The 17,994-nt window shown below is 57.2% G+C and carries 15 protein-coding genes; 13 read left to right on the forward strand and 2 right to left on the reverse strand.

Annotated features, from left to right (window positions below):
• Positions 1-3: 3 nt before the first annotated feature.
• Positions 4-1,662: an SAVED domain-containing protein gene (locus M1P90_RS28950; protein WP_483699174.1), complete on the reverse strand. Its 1,659-nt coding sequence runs from the start codon at positions 1,660-1,662 to the stop codon at positions 4-6.
• Between the two features lie 879 nt (positions 1,663-2,541).
• Here M1P90_RS28950 and M1P90_RS28955 point away from each other — a divergent pair.
• The 13 genes from M1P90_RS28955 (at position 2,542) to M1P90_RS29015 (ending at position 16,853) form a co-directional block, all read left to right on the forward strand.
• The gene (locus M1P90_RS28955; RefSeq protein WP_483699175.1) at positions 2,542-2,703 is read left to right on the forward strand and encodes a hypothetical protein; all 162 of its coding nucleotides are present in this window, start codon (positions 2,542-2,544) and stop codon (positions 2,701-2,703) included.
• A gap of 92 nt (positions 2,704-2,795) precedes the next feature.
• Positions 2,796-4,748 carry an AAA family ATPase gene (locus tag M1P90_RS28960; RefSeq protein ID WP_483699176.1) on the forward strand — a complete coding sequence of 651 codons (1,953 nt, stop codon included), beginning with the start codon at positions 2,796-2,798 and terminating at the stop codon, positions 4,746-4,748.
• 96 nt (positions 4,749-4,844) lie between these two features.
• Entirely contained in the window at positions 4,845-6,593 is a 1,749-nt protein-coding gene (locus M1P90_RS28965; RefSeq protein WP_483699177.1) for a hypothetical protein, read from the forward strand.
• A 167-nt stretch (positions 6,594-6,760) separates the two neighbouring features.
• Positions 6,761-7,750 carry a PD-(D/E)XK nuclease family protein gene (locus M1P90_RS28970; protein ID WP_483699178.1) on the forward strand — a complete coding sequence of 330 codons (990 nt, stop codon included), beginning with the start codon at positions 6,761-6,763 and terminating at the stop codon, positions 7,748-7,750.
• 97 nt (positions 7,751-7,847) lie between these two features.
• Positions 7,848-8,438: a JAB domain-containing protein gene (locus tag M1P90_RS28975; protein WP_483699179.1), complete on the forward strand. Its 591-nt coding sequence runs from the start codon at positions 7,848-7,850 to the stop codon at positions 8,436-8,438.
• Positions 8,439-8,657: 219 nt separating this feature from the next.
• The gene (locus M1P90_RS28980; RefSeq protein WP_483699180.1) at positions 8,658-9,209 is read left to right on the forward strand and encodes a hypothetical protein; all 552 of its coding nucleotides are present in this window, start codon (positions 8,658-8,660) and stop codon (positions 9,207-9,209) included.
• A 54-nt stretch (positions 9,210-9,263) separates the two neighbouring features.
• A complete protein-coding gene (locus M1P90_RS28985) occupies positions 9,264-9,578 on the forward strand; it encodes a hypothetical protein (RefSeq protein ID WP_483699181.1) in 315 nt (104 codons plus the stop codon).
• Positions 9,575-10,549 (forward strand): phosphotransferase, encoded by a 975-nt coding sequence (locus M1P90_RS28990; protein ID WP_483699182.1) that lies wholly within the window; start codon positions 9,575-9,577, stop codon positions 10,547-10,549. The genes M1P90_RS28985 and M1P90_RS28990 overlap by 4 nt, the downstream gene beginning before the upstream one ends.
• 19 nt (positions 10,550-10,568) lie before the next feature.
• Positions 10,569-11,027, forward strand: coding sequence for an N-acetyltransferase family protein (locus M1P90_RS28995; protein ID WP_483699183.1), 459 nt, complete (start codon positions 10,569-10,571; stop codon positions 11,025-11,027).
• A 16-nt stretch (positions 11,028-11,043) separates the two neighbouring features.
• Positions 11,044-11,502: a YdeI/OmpD-associated family protein gene (locus M1P90_RS29000; protein ID WP_483699184.1), complete on the forward strand. Its 459-nt coding sequence runs from the start codon at positions 11,044-11,046 to the stop codon at positions 11,500-11,502.
• Between the two features lie 77 nt (positions 11,503-11,579).
• Positions 11,580-11,798 carry a hypothetical protein gene (locus M1P90_RS29005; RefSeq protein WP_483704745.1) on the forward strand — a complete coding sequence of 73 codons (219 nt, stop codon included), beginning with the start codon at positions 11,580-11,582 and terminating at the stop codon, positions 11,796-11,798.
• On the forward strand, positions 11,768-11,995 hold the full coding sequence (locus tag M1P90_RS29010; protein ID WP_483699185.1) for a GNAT family N-acetyltransferase: 228 nt from the start codon (positions 11,768-11,770) through the stop codon (positions 11,993-11,995). Before M1P90_RS29005 ends, M1P90_RS29010 begins: the two co-directional genes overlap by 31 nt.
• Positions 11,996-12,656: 661 nt before the next feature.
• Positions 12,657-16,853 (forward strand): NACHT domain-containing protein, encoded by a 4,197-nt coding sequence (locus M1P90_RS29015; RefSeq protein ID WP_483699186.1) that lies wholly within the window; start codon positions 12,657-12,659, stop codon positions 16,851-16,853.
• 93 nt (positions 16,854-16,946) lie between these two features.
• On the opposite strand, the gene M1P90_RS29020 is transcribed toward M1P90_RS29015, so the two are convergent.
• Positions 16,947-17,975 (reverse strand): N-acetyltransferase family protein, encoded by a 1,029-nt coding sequence (locus M1P90_RS29020; RefSeq protein WP_483699187.1) that lies wholly within the window; start codon positions 17,973-17,975, stop codon positions 16,947-16,949.
• Positions 17,976-17,994: the final 19 nt, after the last annotated feature.

Consider the following 17,994-nt stretch of genomic DNA (forward strand, 5'->3'; position numbering starts at 1 on the left):
GCCTTAATGCGCTCCTTTTGCGGTTGGACGGATAAGAAAATCGGGCGCCTCGATACTGCTGGTAATGTCTATCCCCCAGGAGTAGTTGGGTGTGTCTTTAGCTACATAGTTGTAGACTACAATCCGACGATGAATCGTTTTACTTACCTGTTGACCGCAATAAAAGGCAAGTGCTGGAGGGCCAGAATAGAAGAGATGAATGGTATTCGTGTTTGGTAACAGCTCATGTATCTGATCCATTGCGTTGCGAAAAACAGCCCCATACTCATGAACCTGATGCTCCGTTGTTATCTTATCAATTGCCGGGTGCTCTGACCCAAGCGAAACGACAGCGAGCGGTGTTGGAACTACTTCAGCGATCACCTCATCTGTCACTTTATAACTGATACTCATTCGGATGACCACATCACCATGCATTTTCTTGCGTCTTGCCGGAAGACCAGTAAGTGCCAAAGCCTCTCCCTCCCCACCGAGTTGTAACTGGTTCCAGTCGCGGGTTCGTCGGTTGAAATCGAAGAATAAAATGTTGCGGCGGTTTGATAAATGATACCCAGCAAGGAGCAACAATGGGATATGTGCTATACCGTAATAGGCAATCTGTGCGTTTGTGTGTAAGTCTAAAAGCGCATCCAGGCGCTCCTCGATGTCTCGCTGTCGACGTACCGCCTCCATTGGGTCAACGAGCCGGCCATCACGATACAAATCTGTCTGGTCTATAGCTAATTCCACGACCTGATAGCCTGCAAGTTCAGGTGGAAGGGCAGAGATGACAGCCTTCTCGGGAATTTTTTCCATTGACTGGTGACGGATGGTAATCAGGGTAGTATCTTGCTGGAGTTGAGCTATACGAGCCGAGCGAGGTGGTACAGGCCCAGAGCGTAGAAAGCCAATTGTGAATGCGGCTGCACTCTCAGCCGCATAGTGATGCCAGGCATCATTTTTGTACTGATCGGCAAAATCACAAACTCCGCGAATGGCGATAAAACGAGGTCTATCACGACTGTTGGCTGCTGCAACAGCCACCCCAAATGCCTCCATTTCGACGCCGACTATCTTTCCATGCTGTTGCCGGAGCTGCTTTATAAAATCGTTGGTGCCGATAACCTGTTCGCCTGTTGCTATCACATCGAAGATGGTATCGGACTGTTCCTCTGAGGCCGCTTTCTTCGAGCGGCGAGAAGGGCGTTCAGTCTGAATTAATTCGCGCCAAGAGAGATCGTTGTAATTCTGGGTGCGGTCAAGTAAAAAGGGATCAGCGGGATACACTTTCGGTCGAGGCTGTGAGCCATCTGGAGTAACTTTTGCTGGCTCGTAATACCATATTTGCTTTGCTACAATAACGTCGCCCAACTTTACTTTGCCGCGCACACCACCAGCAATACCGACCATGAGAACATAGTCAGGTGCCAGATCCTGTAGAGCGCGCGTGGCATGCTGCGCTGATTCGACATTGCCCATATCATTGAGCATCGTCACCGCAACCTCATAAGAGCCGTTCTGAGCATACGCAGGTACTGAAGCCAGATAGTAGGTGGGCGAACCTTCTCGCTGTACCTTGCGGATCTCCTCCAGGAGACCTAAAACAGCATCTCGCTCCTCCCGGAGTGCTGTAATGATGAGGAAATCAACGGGTGTATCTAACCTTGATGCTGCTTGAGTCATAACAACCTGTCAGGTGGAAATAAGCGTCCCGGCTGCTGCGCTTATTGTAGCATATTGAAGGCGGTAGAGAAACGTATGTGCTGCCTTGCTCTCTTTCGCCTGGAGCGATGTATCGGCTCCTTATCGAACTACAGATTCTTCGACGAGACCTAAAGTTATCTCCATCGATCTAGGAGATATCGAATGAATGTCCTTGAAAAAGACATACTGATGTTCTATACTATAGCCACGGCGTTGGCCTGGCTGGTCACTGGTCTCCCGCTCCCTGGCTGACTCCCGCCGCCTGAGGTGCGACGAAACCCGCGAGCACGACACCACTGCTCCAGCAATGCTGGCAGCCACTGTACCTCACAACTGTATAGCTGGTAGCCGGTGATCGCCGACATATCGTTGGCAGATAGACCGGATCACACCCTCTATTGAGCGCACTGCACTCCTCACCAACTTTATTTCGTAACGACAACAAGCTTTTACTCCTCTATGCCTGGCATTGCTGTGCCTAGCATTTTGCTATTCCTGCCCACCCTAATCATAGGCCACCCGCTGGCCTGAACATGCTGCCTCTATTCTGAGGCGATGATCGCCTCGTATTCTCTCCACCACTGGCGCTGCCAGCCCTTGTACTCCCCGCGCCTTGGGGGCCGTTTCTTACCGGCCCGAGGCGCATCAGGGTCGGTACCATGTGTTACCCGCTTTGACCGAAGGGAGCCACCCCATGACCACCAAGACTATTGTCACCGTGCGGCGCAGTATGCAGAAAGCCCTCAGCCCGCCGTTTCCCTTGATCTCGATTGAGATCAGATCTGACGCACTCACCGCCGACTGTCCACGCTACCCACTCATTGTCACCAGATCTTTACTCGAAACGAGGATGCGAGGATGAATGAGCTACCTGAGCAGGTACGCGCAGCGCTGCTTGCGCTCGCGAAGGTGCTGGCAGGGATTGACGACTACGAGACCGCCGACGCGTGGGTTGAAGACCTGATCGTCGCCACCGAGCACGTCATTACCGCTACCGCCCCACAGATCACCACTGCCTAATTTCCCTTTCCCGCCTATTTCAGCCGGAAGCTGCCTATGTGGCCTTCCGGTCTGGGAGGTCACGCGCAGCTCCTGTTAAGGAGTTTTCTGCCATGACCATCACGACTCCCACTATGCTCGTAACCCTTTCCCCACTGCATGTGCTTCAGCACAAGAAGGATGCTGAGCTGGCGCATGGCGCATTTACGCGCTACGAGCTGATCGACCCGAAAAATCGTAGCCATTACAGCCCCGCTGAACCAAGCATTGTCGAGCTTGGGCTTGGCTATGTCCAGGCCGTCCTCGCTATTATGCATGGGATTGTCAGCTCCTTTTCTTATGATGCCCCTGGCCTGGTCGGGCGGGTCGTGGCCCATAGCGCCAACCGTTCGAGCTGCTACCAATTTACCTGGCATCAGGAGAGTGACCGCTTTCTGATGGGCGGCTTTGTCCACTCGCGTGGGCAGCCAACCTATCAGGCGGCAATCATTGCTCTGGTACAGGCTATCGCGGCCTATCGTTCTGGTGACATCATGCAGAACCTGGAGCTGGTCGAGCGCTGGTATAGGCTGATTGGAGAGATGGAACGTATCTACCCACGACACGACATCACCGTCGGTTGGGAGCGCTCTACCCTGGCTGCTGCCTGCAAGCATTCCACTGTGCGACCGCACCTTATCCAGGTCTGCGACGCCTTGCGTATCGTGATGACCTATCGGCTCTATGACCACACCAGCCGTGAGCCGGGCGTGACCGCCCATGACGTGATCAGCCGTGAGATCGGCACTAGCATCCTGGCACCCGGCGCGCTGCTGCTCAATCCCGCAGGCGTTGCCGCCGGAGAAGCAACGGTCGCGGCTACAGCCACTGATACAGCTGCACCTGGCGCTCCTGCGCCACTGCCATCCGAAGCTGCTTCGCCAGCCAGCGCACCTGCTGCGGCTCCCGTAGCATCACCAGCACCTGCACCAATGCCAGTATCTGCCCCAGCAGCAGCATCCACTACCTCGGAGGCAGCAGCACCCACCGCTACCCCCGCACCCAAACCAGCGCGCAAGCCGCGCACACGATCAGCGCCCAAAGCCGCGCCAACTACGCCAGAGCCGCCCAAGCCTGCGCCTGTCACGACGCCACCTGTCTTCGGGCCGCATCTGCGGCGCATCGAGCTCGCGCTCAAGCGCGGCGGGCCGGTCATGCTGGTTGGCCCAACCGCCACAGGCAAGACCACCCAGGCGATGACCGCCTCCATGACGCTCGGCTTCGGCATCGAGCCAATTACCATTGACGCTGGCTGGGAGGCGGATGACCTGTTTGGCGCGTTCACACGCGCGAAGGGCGATACCGACTGGGCCTTTGTGCCCGGCCCGGTGATTCGCTGGGTCGAGCGTGCTCTGGCAGGCGAGCAGGTCGTTCTGCTGATCGACGAGCTGGCGCGCGGACATCGCACGGTCATCTCGGCGATTATGCGTCTGCTCAACGAGTACCCCAAGTCAGCCGTGCTCGGTATGCATCTACCCATTCCCGAAGGCGAGGAGGGGCCGTTCCACATCATTGATGTCCGAGCGACCCAGCAGCGCTATGTGGTGCCCTGTCACCGTGTGCGCGTGGTAGCGACCGCCAATCTTGGAGATAAGTACGACGGGCTGGATCTCTCCGATCCCGCTTTCGGACGCCGCTGGTCGGGTGGTTGGCTGCAACTAACCGGCTACAAGCCGGACGAGGCCGCCAAGATCCTGGGCGACCGCCTGGGCCTTGCGTCCACCGCACCGCTTATCCGCGCCATGCAGCGGGTCGAATTACAGATCCTCGACTATCAGCGCAAGGAGGATATCCTGCGTGCAACCCTCGACCTGGCGACCCTGATTGCCTGGGGCCGCACCGCCCTTTCTCTTCATACAAGCGCGCCCGACGCCGCGAAGGGCAACCCTCAGCGTGCCTTCCTGGACGCCGCGCGCGACACCTGGCTTGACCGTATCTGCCCCATCCTGGGTGCCGACCTTGACCCCAAGGTTGAGCGCACCCTGCTCGACATCGTTTCCGCCTCAGCGCCTGCGGCGCTTGTATAAGTCAAAAGGGAAAAGACAAAAGGCAAAAAGGCGAACGAGGCTTTCTCGTTTTGCCTTTTTCCTTTTGCCATTTTCCTTGAGCAACGGGAGGTTGCTATGAACTGGTGGCACTGGCGGCGCGCCGAGCGCGCGCTCGAAAACTGGGTGCGCGTCCTGATCGGCACCCGGCCTTATACCATTCGCTTTGACCCCGGCAAGGGGAGCTTTGTGCGCTTTGATACACAGGAGATCGTCATCGACCCGGTCATGACCAACAATTGGGGCGGAGAGGCGCTGCTGCCGGTCACCTGGCGTGGCGAGAAGGTCAGCAAGCTGGCCAGCCTGCAGTGGCGCATCAGCCGCGCCATGGGACGGCACGAGGCCGGGCATGTGCTCTTCACCGATCGCTACGGTATTAGCGGCCAGCTCCATGCATGGCTTTGTAACGCGCTTGAGGATGAGCGGATGGAGCGCCTGACCGGCGCACACTATCCGCCCGCCCGTGCCGACTTCCTGACGCTGGCGCGCCTGCTGGCGACACGCATGCCGCTTCCAGAGACGCCTGCGTCACGCGAGGATGCCCTCCTCAACGCATGTCTCTTTTGGCGCTGGGACAGCAAACGTCCGGCAAAGACGCCCTCGCGGCTGCGCTTTGCATCTGAGGATGACCACCAGCTCTGGGAGGCTGAAATTCGCCCGCTGGTCGAAGAGTCCTGGGTTGCCCCCAATGCCGGTCGGGTCGCCGAGCTCGCGCTGGAAATCCTGCGGCGGCTGGGCTTGCCCGAGCATGACAACATAGGTGGGCATGTCCTGATTATCACGGATCGCATCCCTGGCTCTGCTGAGCGCCGTCCCGGCGACGAGCCGCTGACAGTGTCTACGACCGATCTGCTGCCCGACGACAACGAGGATGATAGCGAGACCAATACCAGCGAGTGCGACGACATCCACACGGGTGACGAGGGTGAGCCACCTGAGAGCGATAGTGACCCCAGCACTGGTAGTCTGTGGCAGCGGCCCTATGGCTGGCTGGTTGCGGAGGTCGCTGGCGAGACACGTCGTCTGCTCAAGGTGCTTCAGGCACCGGCGCCAGATATCGGTAGCCGTCGCTCTGGTACACATGGCACGTTCACGGCAGAGGCCCATGCGCGCACGCGTGGCGAGCGACCGCTCATGGTCAAGCGTGAGGTCGAGCAAGATCCGTCCGGCCTGGCGATTGTCCTCCTAATAGACCGAACCGGCTCGATGGGGCCAATGCCTGGCATTGACCCTGTTACGGGCGAGCCAGATGTATCCTTCTTCGATGAGCGGGCGCGTGTCACACATGCGCGGCGAGCAGCCATGCTGTTCGAGCTTACCTGCACCGAGGCAGACATTCCACTGGCGATAGGCTATGCAGGCGACTATACCTACTCGGTGCATCTGCCGGACTCGCTCAACGAGGCCACGCTGCTCCACCATCCTGACAAGCCCGTGATCTGGCTGCGTACCTGGCAGACCCCTCGCTATGCTGAAGGGCCAAAAGCCTTGATCGCCGGACTCTACGGTGACAGCGGCAGCGAGCGCGTAAGCGCATCGCTGTGTGAGGCTGAGAGGCTGCTGCTGGCAAGGCCAGAGCGCACGAAGCTTGTGCTGTATGTGCATGACGGCCAGCCGAGCGACGAAAAGCCCCATGAGGTTGCCGCCACCATCACGGCACTGCGCCGTAAAGGCATTGTTGTGCTCGGCGTCTACGTCGGCCCACAGGACAAGATCGCCAAGCTCCAGGCCATTTTCGGTAGCGATCACACCATACCGGTTGAGCGGCTGACCGACCTACCCGCTCGCCTGGGTCGCCTGCTTCTCAAATATAAGCATGGGGCTTAGCGGTTAGGGGTTGGAGTCGTACAACTCCTGCCCTAAACAATGCCCGATCCCCACCTCCCAATCCCTAGCTCCTAATTCCCATTCGTCGTTCCGCCCGCTACAGGCTCGTTTGCACGCGACCTGGCGGGCGGCGGGTCGCGTGCTGTATCTATCAGGAGACTATTCCAATGGAACACCAGCTTCCGCGACCCCTGTCCATCCCGCAGGTACGCCTGTTTCTCTTCTGTGGCTATGCCTGGCAGCTCAGGCATCAGCGAGGCCAGCAGCCGCGCATCACGGCGAACGTCTGGCTATCACGGGTTATGCGCGAGGCCATCCGACTGGCCTACCATGGGCTACCGCTTGACACTGCTGTGCTTGAGGTCTTTGCCCAGGTATGCTCGCCGATCTATGACGCGCTGGAGGAGCTTGCTGCCATTGACGCGACCAGGTTTGGCCCACCGACGACGAAAAGCGTGCTAGAGAATCGCACCTTTATGCCTGAGCATGCCAATCTGGAGCTGCGCATCGGCGACTACCAGCGCGGTGCGCTTGGGCATTTACGCTGGGGTCGATCCCAGACGCTTGCCGACCTTTTTCGCCGTGCCATCCGGCTTGCCGATCTGGAATCGAGCATCCTGCTCAACCAGGTGCTGCTCGTCGAAGGTCAGCCGCTGGCTATTCCGCAAGACAATGCGCCACCGAGCGTGGTGGTTGCGGACATTGACGCGGAAAGCTGGGATGAGGAGGGCAAGCCAGACAATGTTGCGCTGATCGGCACGATTGGCGGTGTTCCCATCGCGGGTGCGCCAGATGTGGTTGCTCAGCGTGAGGGCACGCTGCTGGTTGGCGACTACAAGACCACCAGGGCGATCTCACGCGAGGCGCTGACCGAGGATGCTCAGCTTGTGATCTATGTGGAGCTCTTGCGCCAGAACGGCCTGATCGCGCCCGGTCAGCCGGTCGAGGTCGGTCACATCGTCCTGGGCGAGCGTGACGTGACGCAGATCTGGGTCAACACCGCTAACCAGGCGCGGCTGCTGGCGCGCATCGAGCGGCAGCTTGCCCAGGTCGCCGCCTTGATTGATGCCGAAGTGTTTATCCCACGCAAGGGCATCGAGAGCGGCCTGCTCTCGCCCTGCGCCTTGTGCGACCTTGCGCATATCTGTGATGCGTAGATAGCGTCACCTACCCTATCTGTTGTCTTTACCGCTCCGGCGGGCCATTGCGCCCGCCGGGACGCAGCCCTCTGGAGCACACTATTGGGAGTGTGCCATGAAAACCACGAAAGCCACCCGCGAGTCCAGCCGCGCATTGCGCGAGGCGCTCGCGCCCTACCTTGATCTATCTCACCTGCGTCGCCTGGCTGCCCAGGGTGACGACCTGCGCACCGCCCTAACCGAGGGCATGGAGCCGCCCGCTGAGGTGCTGGCCCTGATCGACACCCTCGCGCTGCTGCTGCGGCCCAATGAGCGCGAGGCGGTGCGCAGCCCTGGTGATGCTGCCGCGTTTCTCATGCTCCAGCTTGGACATCTCGACCAGGAGCGGCTGTGTGTGCTCTGCCTGAACACGCGCAACCGTATCCAGAAGCTGCATACGGTCTATGTCGGCTCGCTCAACACCTCGATCATCAGGGTGGGCGAGGTATTCAAGGAGCCACTGCGAATCAACAGTGCATCCATCATCGTGGCACATAATCACCCGAGCAGCCAGGTTGATCCCTCCCCCGAGGATATCCTGATCACCAGGCAGATCGTCGAGGCGGGCAACCTGCTGAGCTGCGAGGTGCTGGATCATCTCATTGTTGGTCAGGGGCGCTGGGTGAGCCTGCGGGAAAAAGGGCTAGGCTTCGACAAGAAGAAGTAGCAGTGAAATTCATCATAGCGGCGCTCCTCACGTTGAGGAGCGCCGCTCTTTATGCCTTTGATCGAGAGTCTGGGCATCACAGCCATCCAATGCCAGAGTTGATGTGCTATGATTGCGACTGAGGTGGCAGGCAGACGATCAGCGCCTGCGCTCCAGAGCCATGACCACCTGGCAGGAACGCAATGTGAGGCATAGCAGCGCTGAGCGGAGTACCAGCATATGAGTCAAGCAGATAAGGTCTTCTATCTACACGAAGACGACTGGGGCATGGTAAGCCTGGTTCCATCTGAGAATCTGGCCTTTCTGCACGAGGAGCAAGAGCGACTGGATCAGTTCAGTGCTGCGCACTTCGATGGAAGCGGCTGGACAGACATCTATGTCCGCTCAGAGGAGCCCACCCCAGTTACGGTCAGAGCTATCCCATATACGCGACTGGTCGAGCTCTTTGACAGACTCTTACCTGTCGCTGAGCGGGTCGAGACCGGCTATAGCAGCTATCGTGAGCCATGTCCGGGCTGCTTTGCGTTTGGCAAGCCCTATGATTTCGCGCTCTACGGAAGCAGCAAAGATGGCACTGTGACGGAGCTGTCGCTCTCGATGCAGACTCCCTCGCTGGATGTCGCGCTCAGGCAGAAGCTAGCGACTGCGCTGGGTGTACTTGGGCGCGAGTATCGGCTAGTCGTCGTCGACTGGCAGCGTAGCCAGATCGTCGATCTGGATGATCTGGTAGCAGTAGAGCGCTATCTGAGCGATGATGAAGAAGAAGCCTGAAGTCATGTGCAGCAAGCGGCATCAGCTTGAAATGATCCGGCGAAGCGAGAATGTATGCAGCCAACCAAGACCCTGGCAAGCCTCTTTGTGGAAGAGCCCCGGCAGTGGAGGCTGCGCGGCGACCCGCATCTCTGGCGAGAGATGCAGGCCACGCTGGGCAGTCACGCCTACCCCGACACCGAAGAGCAGCTCACGGTATTGCTTGAGCAGACCTATGAGCAGATGACGGGGATGCCACTGAGCCACCAGGAGCCCTTCTTCATCGAGCGCTTCAGCCACGGTGGAATGTCTAGTGGCTATGTCTCTCCGCAATTCTGGGCAGAGATAGCCATCCCGCTACTGCGAGCGCGCTACCGAGCTACACCATGAGCGAACCTGAGCAGCCTGCCACCATGCATATGGAGCTCCTTGCGCAGACGCTGGCTCGTTGGATCGACCCGGCGGCGCAGATGACGCACGTGTCGTCTACCAACCTCCAGCCAGGCATGTCTGGTGCTGCTGTTCAGCGCCATCGCATCAGCTATGTCGCTCAGGGGCAGCATGCTGAAATGTCGCTCGTGACCAAAGTCGTGACTCGGCGTGAGTGGCACACGCTGCGCTACCTGAATGCCCAGCAGCAGCCCAACGTCCCGTTTGCGCACGCGCTTGACGAGCGTGAAGGCGATCATCTGTTGTTCTGCATGCAGGATGTTGGCGATACGACCCGTCCGACCTCGCTTGAGCCGATCACGGAGCTTGAGCTAGCGCGTGAGGCGGCAGGGCTGGCTTCGATTCATGTCGCCAATTTTGGGCAGGCGGCGAGGCTTGCCTGGCTGCCCGGGGTTGATCGAAGCTATCTTGAAGAGATGATATTTCAGCGCACGTGGCGACCTGCCTGGGAGCAGGCGCGGAGCAGCGCTGCGTTTGTCGAGACCTTCCAGAGCGCCATCCCACGTGTTGAGGCAGCGGCGGCGACCATTGTAGAGGACATGACCAGCCTGCTCCAGGATGCGCAGGCGCAGACGCTTATTCATACCGACCTCAATCCCTCGAATGTGTTGGTGCAGGAGGGCAGACCTTACTTCATCGACTGGCAGGTCGCCATGTGGGGGCCGCTCTACCTGGATCTGCCGCATCACCACTGCACGCTGGCTCAGGCCGAGCACTATCGCCGCGCCCTGGCAGCGTATGGCTATCCTATTCCATCCGATCGATTTGCCGCGCACTACCGCGTGGCAGCGCGCTATATTGGTCTGCGCTATATGTGGTGGACGCTGGACTACTGGCTGAGTGATCCGGCCCAGACAGCCTGGGTGCAGCACTATATCGGGCTGGTGACTGGCGATGGGATTGAAGCATAGCTCGAAGCAAGGTTGAAGCATGGAGCAAGTTCGCATTCGCGCATGTAGCCTCGATGACATCGACGGCGTGATAGTATTAGAGCGCCTATGGGAGCAGGAGGAGATCGCCTACGGCAATTTCAACCCCATGAGCCGGGAAGATTACCTTGCTATCCTAGAGCATTTCCCAGCCTACTTCCTGGTGGCGGAAAGCGCTGGGCAGCTCGTCGGCTATATTCATGCCTCGGTGCAGCACAATAACCCGGTGGAGGTCATTCCTCTAGATCAGCCCTATGTCGCAATTGAGGATATCTATGTGCGACCAGACTTTAGGAACCAAGACATTGGGGGAGCGCTACTCGAACGGGTCTTCGTGGTTGCACAGCAGGAGGGCATTGAGCGCTTTATCGTTGGGACGCTGAGCAAAGAGACTGATAGCATTCTGAAGTTCTACCGCAACCACGGCTTCACACCGTGGCGTATCCAGTTCTTTAAATAGCTTGTACGAGGAAGAGATGACGAAACAGCGCTTCAAGACAACGGTCGCTAAAGAAGGCAGCAGAACATTCATCAGCATTCCGTTCAACCCAAACGAGGTGTGGGGCGTGAAGCAGCGCCATCACATCACCGGCTCGATCAATGGACACCCGGTGCGCGGCGCGCTCGACTCGGATGGCGACCAGTATTTTCTACCGCTTGGCGCGGCCTGGCGACGGGATAACGGGTTGGATGCTGACACAGCGGTCGACGTTGAGCTGATGCCGGAAGGGCCGCAGACCGATACGCTTGCACCCGATCTGCTTGCCGCTCTTGAAGGCGAGCCGGAGGCACGGGCCTTCTTCGAGTCGCTGGCAACCTTCTATCGCAAGGGCTATCTGCGCTGGATCGACGGTGCTGCACGGTGCCCAGAAATACGCCGTGCGCGCATTGCTGAGCTGGTGGACTTACTCAAAGCTGGCAAGAAGCAGCGCTGACTATTTCTCTCACAGAGGTTCCGATGCAGATTGCCCTGGCACATCCCTCAGATATTCCCGCCTAGCTTGCTCTTGCGGTGGAGGTTGAGCCGCTGTTTGGCTCGATGGTGTCCGACCCCGGCTTCCATGCGGCACTTGAGCGAAACATCGCGCGGCAGACGGCCTTTTGCGTTCGCGAGCGGAATGGCCTTCCCGGCACACCGCTGATAGGCACGCTGCTCTTCTCGGCAAACCACGCGCCGCACTACAAATTGGCTGGCTGGCAGTGGCGCAGCGTTGGCGACGACAGGGAGTAGCTCAGACGCTTGTGGATCACTGCTTCCGGCTGATTGAGCCGCCTGCCAAGCTGTCGGTCGTTACCTTTGGTGCAGATAATGTTGCGGGAAGACCGGCGCGCCATTTCTATGAACGCTTGGACTTTGATGCAGCAGAGATGGCGCCAAATGGGCCGGAAGGTGGTACCCGACAGGTCTACAGGCGCTATTTCGTGTGAGCGATCGACAGTAAATGTCAGGCGTGCTTAGACTGATACATGAAACGCGACCACCTACACCGACGTATATACTCATAGTTCTCATTGCAAGGAGTTTGACTGCGAACATTCGTGTCTCTATAATTGACGGTGGATTGGTGCCTTTCGGGTGGAGACACCCGAGGTGTGAGAACCGGTGGAAATCCGGGTCGCTCGACTTACCTGACGCTGATTCGCAAAGAGAGCTTTTGTATAAAGGAGGTTCTTATGCGGATTAGTTCGATGACGGCTCTGCTAAGTTTGCTTGCTGATGCAGCCTTACTGGCTCTGTCTCTGTATTCATCAGAGACATTCGCCTGGTTAGTGATTGTGCGACTTGCTCTCTTCGCGGCTCAGTTGTTCGAGGTTGTGGGAAGGCGACTACACCCGAAAGTCACCAATCCGAGAAGAACCGCTCCAACCTATGGGAGCGGTTCTTCTTTTTCCGTCAGGACTATAGTGACATGCACGCCACTATCAATCATCGAGCGAAGAGAATGGCCTACTAACTATGGTGGCCTGACTAGCTGATGGAAACACTGTCTCTCGCTAGAGTGCTATGCTATCATTCTATATCTGCCAAAACGCTATTACGATATGTTTACTCAGATAAACCACCTGATTTCGGGTTAGCGAAGCAACAATGCCCACACAGACTTATAACTGGAAGCGCTTCTGGTACCAGCGCGGGACAACCATTACCAGCCATCCTGGTGGCTATTTGCAAGATCCCGACAATGATTATGGGTACATCCTGAACCCTAATGCCAAGCCCTTCGCCTCGATTGCTGAGATACCATGTTTGGGTCTCTTGGCCGAGCCAGGTATGGGAAAGTCGTGCACTCTCGAAATGGAGCGGAACGCGATAGACGCTGCGGTCGCGGCCCGGGGTGAGCGCTCTCTATGGCTTGACCTGCGCGCCTACGGGAACGAGCTGCGGCTTATCAAAGACCTGTTTGAAAGCCCCACGTTCTGTGAGTGGCTCGCGGGCGACTATCGGCTACACGTTTTTCTCGATAGCCTGGACGAGGCTCTGCTCCAAATTGAGGCGCTAACGCCGCTGCTCATCGCCGAGCTAAGTAAGTATCCGATTCAGCGGTTATCCCTGCGTATCGCCTGTCGTGCCGCTGACTGGCCCACACCGCTCGAAGACGGGCTCAAACGTATTTGGGGCGATGATGCCGTTGGCATCTTTGAACTGGCACCGCTGCGGATTGGCGATATTGCGGAAGCCGCCAGGGTCAAAGGCGTTGACGCTGATGGATTCCAGCGTGAAATTGAACGGATGCAAGCAGGACCACTCGCCATCAAGCCGGTTACTCTGGATATGCTGCTGAATACGTATCGCAGTGATGGCAAGTTCCCTAATACCCAGGCTGAGCTGTATGAAGCCGGTTGTCGTCTGCTCTGTGAGGAAGAAAACTCCTTCCGCCGTGCAGCCCGACGTGTAGGAAATCTTTCCCCTGAGCAGCGCATGCAGATCGCTGGCCGGATCGCTGCGGTAATGATCTTTGCCAATAAGTATGCTGTCTGGATGGACATTGACCGGGGCAACGTCCCAGAAGTCGATGTCAAACTGTCCGAATTGCGCTTACATGGTGAGGAGCAGGCTCCTAACGAGGACGCATTGCGCGAGACGTTAAGCACTGCACTCTTCTCTGCACGGGGGCCACAGCAGATGGGGTGGGCACACCAGACCTATGCAGAATTCCTCGCAGCTTGGTATTTGTGGCAGAGAGGTGTGACGCCGAGACAATTTATGAGTCTCTTGGTGCATACTGGCGACAACTCCCGAAAACTGGTACCGCAACTCCACGAGACAGCCGCCTGGGTTGCAGGCATGGTGCCCGAGGTGTTTCGAGAAATCATGCGCAACGACCCCGAGGTGTTGCTGCGCAGTGATGTAGCAACCGCAAATGATTCTGATCGCGCAGCCCTGGTGACCGCCCTTCTTTCACTTTATGAAGAAGGCGGCTCTCTCGAACGATTTATCCGACCCTTCCATAAACTGAAACACTCGGGACTCGCCGATCAGCTGCGGCCGTATTTGGTCGAGAGAGATCGCGCTCTTGAGGCCCGCGATGCCGCCGTGGATATGGTGGAAGCCTGTGGAGTGGACGCGCTGTTGCCGGAAGTACTCGCGCTTTGCCTCAATCCTGAGGAGCATCTGCCGTTGCGTATCGGTGCGATCGCGGTCATTCAAGCGATGGGCGATAAGAACGCCAAAGCGCAGCTCAAACCGCTTCTGTATACCGAGGCGGAGCACGATATTGGCTTGCAGATTAAAGGTAGGGTGCTCCAGACACTCTGGCCCCAACATCTGACTGCTGCGGAGTTATTCACTGCGCTCACACCTTCGAACACTCAGTTCGTCGGACCGTATGAGATGTTTCTGTCGCAGGACTTCGTTTCTTCTGTACAACCCACCGATCTTCCGCTTGCCCTCGAATGGATTGCAAATCTTCCGTCACATCACGAGTTACGGATAACGTTTGGGAAGGCAATCAACACCATCTTCCAGCGCGCCTGGCGCTACCTGGACGAAGAAGGGGTACTACTATCGTTTGCACGAGCCGCCTTTTCCCGCTTGAGAGAGCACGATCCTATCATTACTTCAGAGCGCGGAAAAGACCAGGAAGTTGTCGAGTTTAATCAGGAGCTTTTCGCGAGTGAGGAGAGGCGGCACCGCCTGGTGATGTCTATCCTTCCCTTGTTTAGCGCCGAGAGCATGGATGCGGTCTGGCTTCTATATTCCACTCCTTTGCTTATTCGCCAAGATATTCCCTGGCTGATTAAGGAGTTGCTAGCGAACGAAGACGAGGAGACACAGCGGAAACTGGCCCAACTTATCGACCGTCTCTACGTTCCAGAAGATATCACATACTTCGATCTTATCTACGATGCTTGCCAAACGAATACCATCCTGGCTGAAACGTTCGCAAGGTTTCTACAAACGGTACGTCTCGAATCGCCGGAGGCCCAACAGCAGCGAAAGGAACACTATCGACACCTTGAGTTGCTGGAGAACCGTGAGAAACGAGAATTGCTCGAACCACCCCCGATTGAGCGAGTGGCTATCTGTCTCTCGTGGGTAGAGAACGGGAACGCCGATGCGTGGGGGAGACTGAATCAGGAGATGACGCTGGAAGCTGACAGCACGCATTATGGTGAGTGGTTAAAAACCGATGTGCGTGAGTTGCCTGGCTGGAAAGAGGCGGAGCCGTCAACACGGATACGCATCGTCGAAGCTGCCCGCCGTCATATTCTTGAGGGCGAAACACATGCTGATGAGTGGCTTGGAACTACTGAGTATCCCTACACAGTGTTCTCCAGCTTCCATGCGCTATGCCTACTCGAAAACGAAATGCCAGGTTTCGTTACCGAGCTTTCTCCCGCACTCTGGCGCAAGTGGGTGCCAGTCATCTACGTATATCGATCGGACACGGGCCAGGAAGAAGCTATAGAACACGAGATGCTGCGCCGTGCTTACCATCAAGCGCCTGATGAGCTGATCAGAGTCATGTTGATGGAAATAGACGGTAATCTGAAATTTGAGAGTGGATTGGTACACATTCCCAATAAGCTAAAAGCTATTTGGGATGAGCGCATTGCACAAGCATTGCTAGCCAAGGCACAGAATATAGCCGCAGATCGATCAGCGGTGGGTGTGATCCTGGAAGAGCTGTTAGAGCAAGGCTATGAACCGGCTCGTTTGTACGCCGAGTCTCTGATTGCAACGCGAGGAGAGGAGGGCAGCGCCGAGTGGCAACGAGCCGTGACGGCAGCACGCCACCTCATACTTTATGCTGCAAATGCAAGCTGGCCAGCTATCTGGAAATCCCTGCAAGAGAATACAACCTTTGGGCGCGAAGTTATTACGACCTATGCACATACCGGCGACCGTGATGCGGCAAGGCTTAAGACTCTTCCAGAACGCGCCCTGGCCGATTTCTATATCTGGCTTGAGACTGAATTCCCGCATGCTGACGATCCGAAGCGCGAAACTGACGGGACCAGGGTGTACAGCATTACCGCACGCGATAGCATTGCCATGTATCGCAGTGGAGTTCTCAGCCAGTTGAAGCAAAAGGGTACTTCGTCAGCATGCATGGAGATCGCTCGGATTGCCGCGACGTTTCCCCACCTAGAGTGGCTCAAGTTCACGCTGCTTGAAGCGCAACACAATACTCGTCAGGCGACTTGGACGCCACCTACACCACGCGATGTGCTCTTGTTAAGTCAGGACATGCGCCATCGCTTGGTTCAGAATGGTGACGAACTGCTTGCTGTTGTGCAAGAGATATTGGAAAGGCTTGAGGAGAAGCTACAAGGCGAGGTGCCGGCGGCTATCGACCTCTGGAATAACCCGGAGGGTAAGTACACTCCTAAAGACGAAAACACTTTTTCAGACTACATCAAGCGCTTCTTGGACATCGAACTGAATGAGCGAGGTGTAGTCATTAACCGCGAAGTAGTCATCCGACGCGGCACTGGCCAAGGCGATGGGGAACGAACTGACGTACATGTCAATGCAATAGCACGTGACCCAACACGCAAGAACTATGATGTGATGACGGTCATCATCGAGGTTAAGGGATGTTGGCATCCTGATGTGCTGACTGCCATGGAAACGCAATTGGTGCAGCGCTATCTCAAGGACAACACCTGTCGATATGGATTATATGTGGTGGGCTGGTTCTACTGTACCCAATGGAAAAATCCACCCGAAAAATACAGATCGCAGCAGAACCTTCAAAAACAGCTTAATGACCAAGCCGCTGCTATGGCAGTACACAACGTAACTGTTGCCGCTCGTGTTCTGAATACGGCTATTCGATAGCTCTCCGCGATCATTTTGAGAGTGAAGGCAACCTTTACGAGCCTGGAGAAGAGCGGCTCGCCCAATGCAGCGGAAACACTACCTACCTGAGTATCAAAGAACATATGACCGCACCTCGTACTCAAGCATCTCAGACTTGTCCCGAAAGCCAGCTCTCTGATAGAAGCCAACACTGGTCTCGCTCGGCCAGACGATCAGGCTCTCCAGGTCGTGCTCGCTGGCCCATTGCAATACACGAGCCATAAGCTGGGTGCCAATCCCCTGCCCACGGTAGGCCGGGCGCGTATAGACGTTGGTCACATAGCCGAGGGCATCTTCGAGCTTGTTGGGCTTGGGCACCTTGGGCACGCGCTGGATATAGATGTGCGAGACGATCTGGTCGTCCTGCTGTGCAACCCAGTACGTCCAGCGCTGCTCTGCAAGCCCCTGCTGCAAGAAGGCGGTGCAGGCTTGGAGGAAGCTGGCCAGGTCATGCACGGTCGTACCAGGCGCCTCTTCTTGGCGAAAATCCCAACGCATCTGCGCGAGCTCGTCCACATCTGCCTCGGTCGCCACGCGATAGATGGTCATTTCCCCTGATGCTGCGAGAGCCTGTATATCTTCCCACCCGTAGACGACCTCCGGGAGCATGACCCCATCTTCGTCGAACAGGCGCTCGTTGACCAGGCGCCCACCAATGGCCTCATAGAAGCCGCGCGCTGGCGTATTCGCGGCCAGGCAGCCAATCTGGAGCGCGGTCATGCCCTTCTGCACCAGGTCTGCTGCCACGGCCTGGAGCAAACGATGACCCAACCCTTGTCTCTGGTGGCTCTGGGCTATATAGAGTGCAAAAACTGCTCCGGTCTGCGGGAGCTCCTCTGCGTTCACCGGGCCACCCATCGCCAGCCCGACGATCGCGCCGTCGTCCACCGCAACGTAGATGCATTTCTGGGACTGCTCATCTGCTGCGATCTCGCGCAGGGTGCGTGCCCAGCCGTCTCCTGACACTTCCGGTGTCCACTCCTCGGCACGCTTCTTCCATGCCTCCTCCGGCATCTGGCCGTGATGCGCCGTCATGTAGGTGTCGACCATGACCTGCCCCATCGCCGGGGCATCTGCTTCATGGGCGATTCGAATATGCATACAGTCTTCTCCCGCTAAG

The organism is Kouleothrix sp. 19917 (assembly GCF_057073505.1).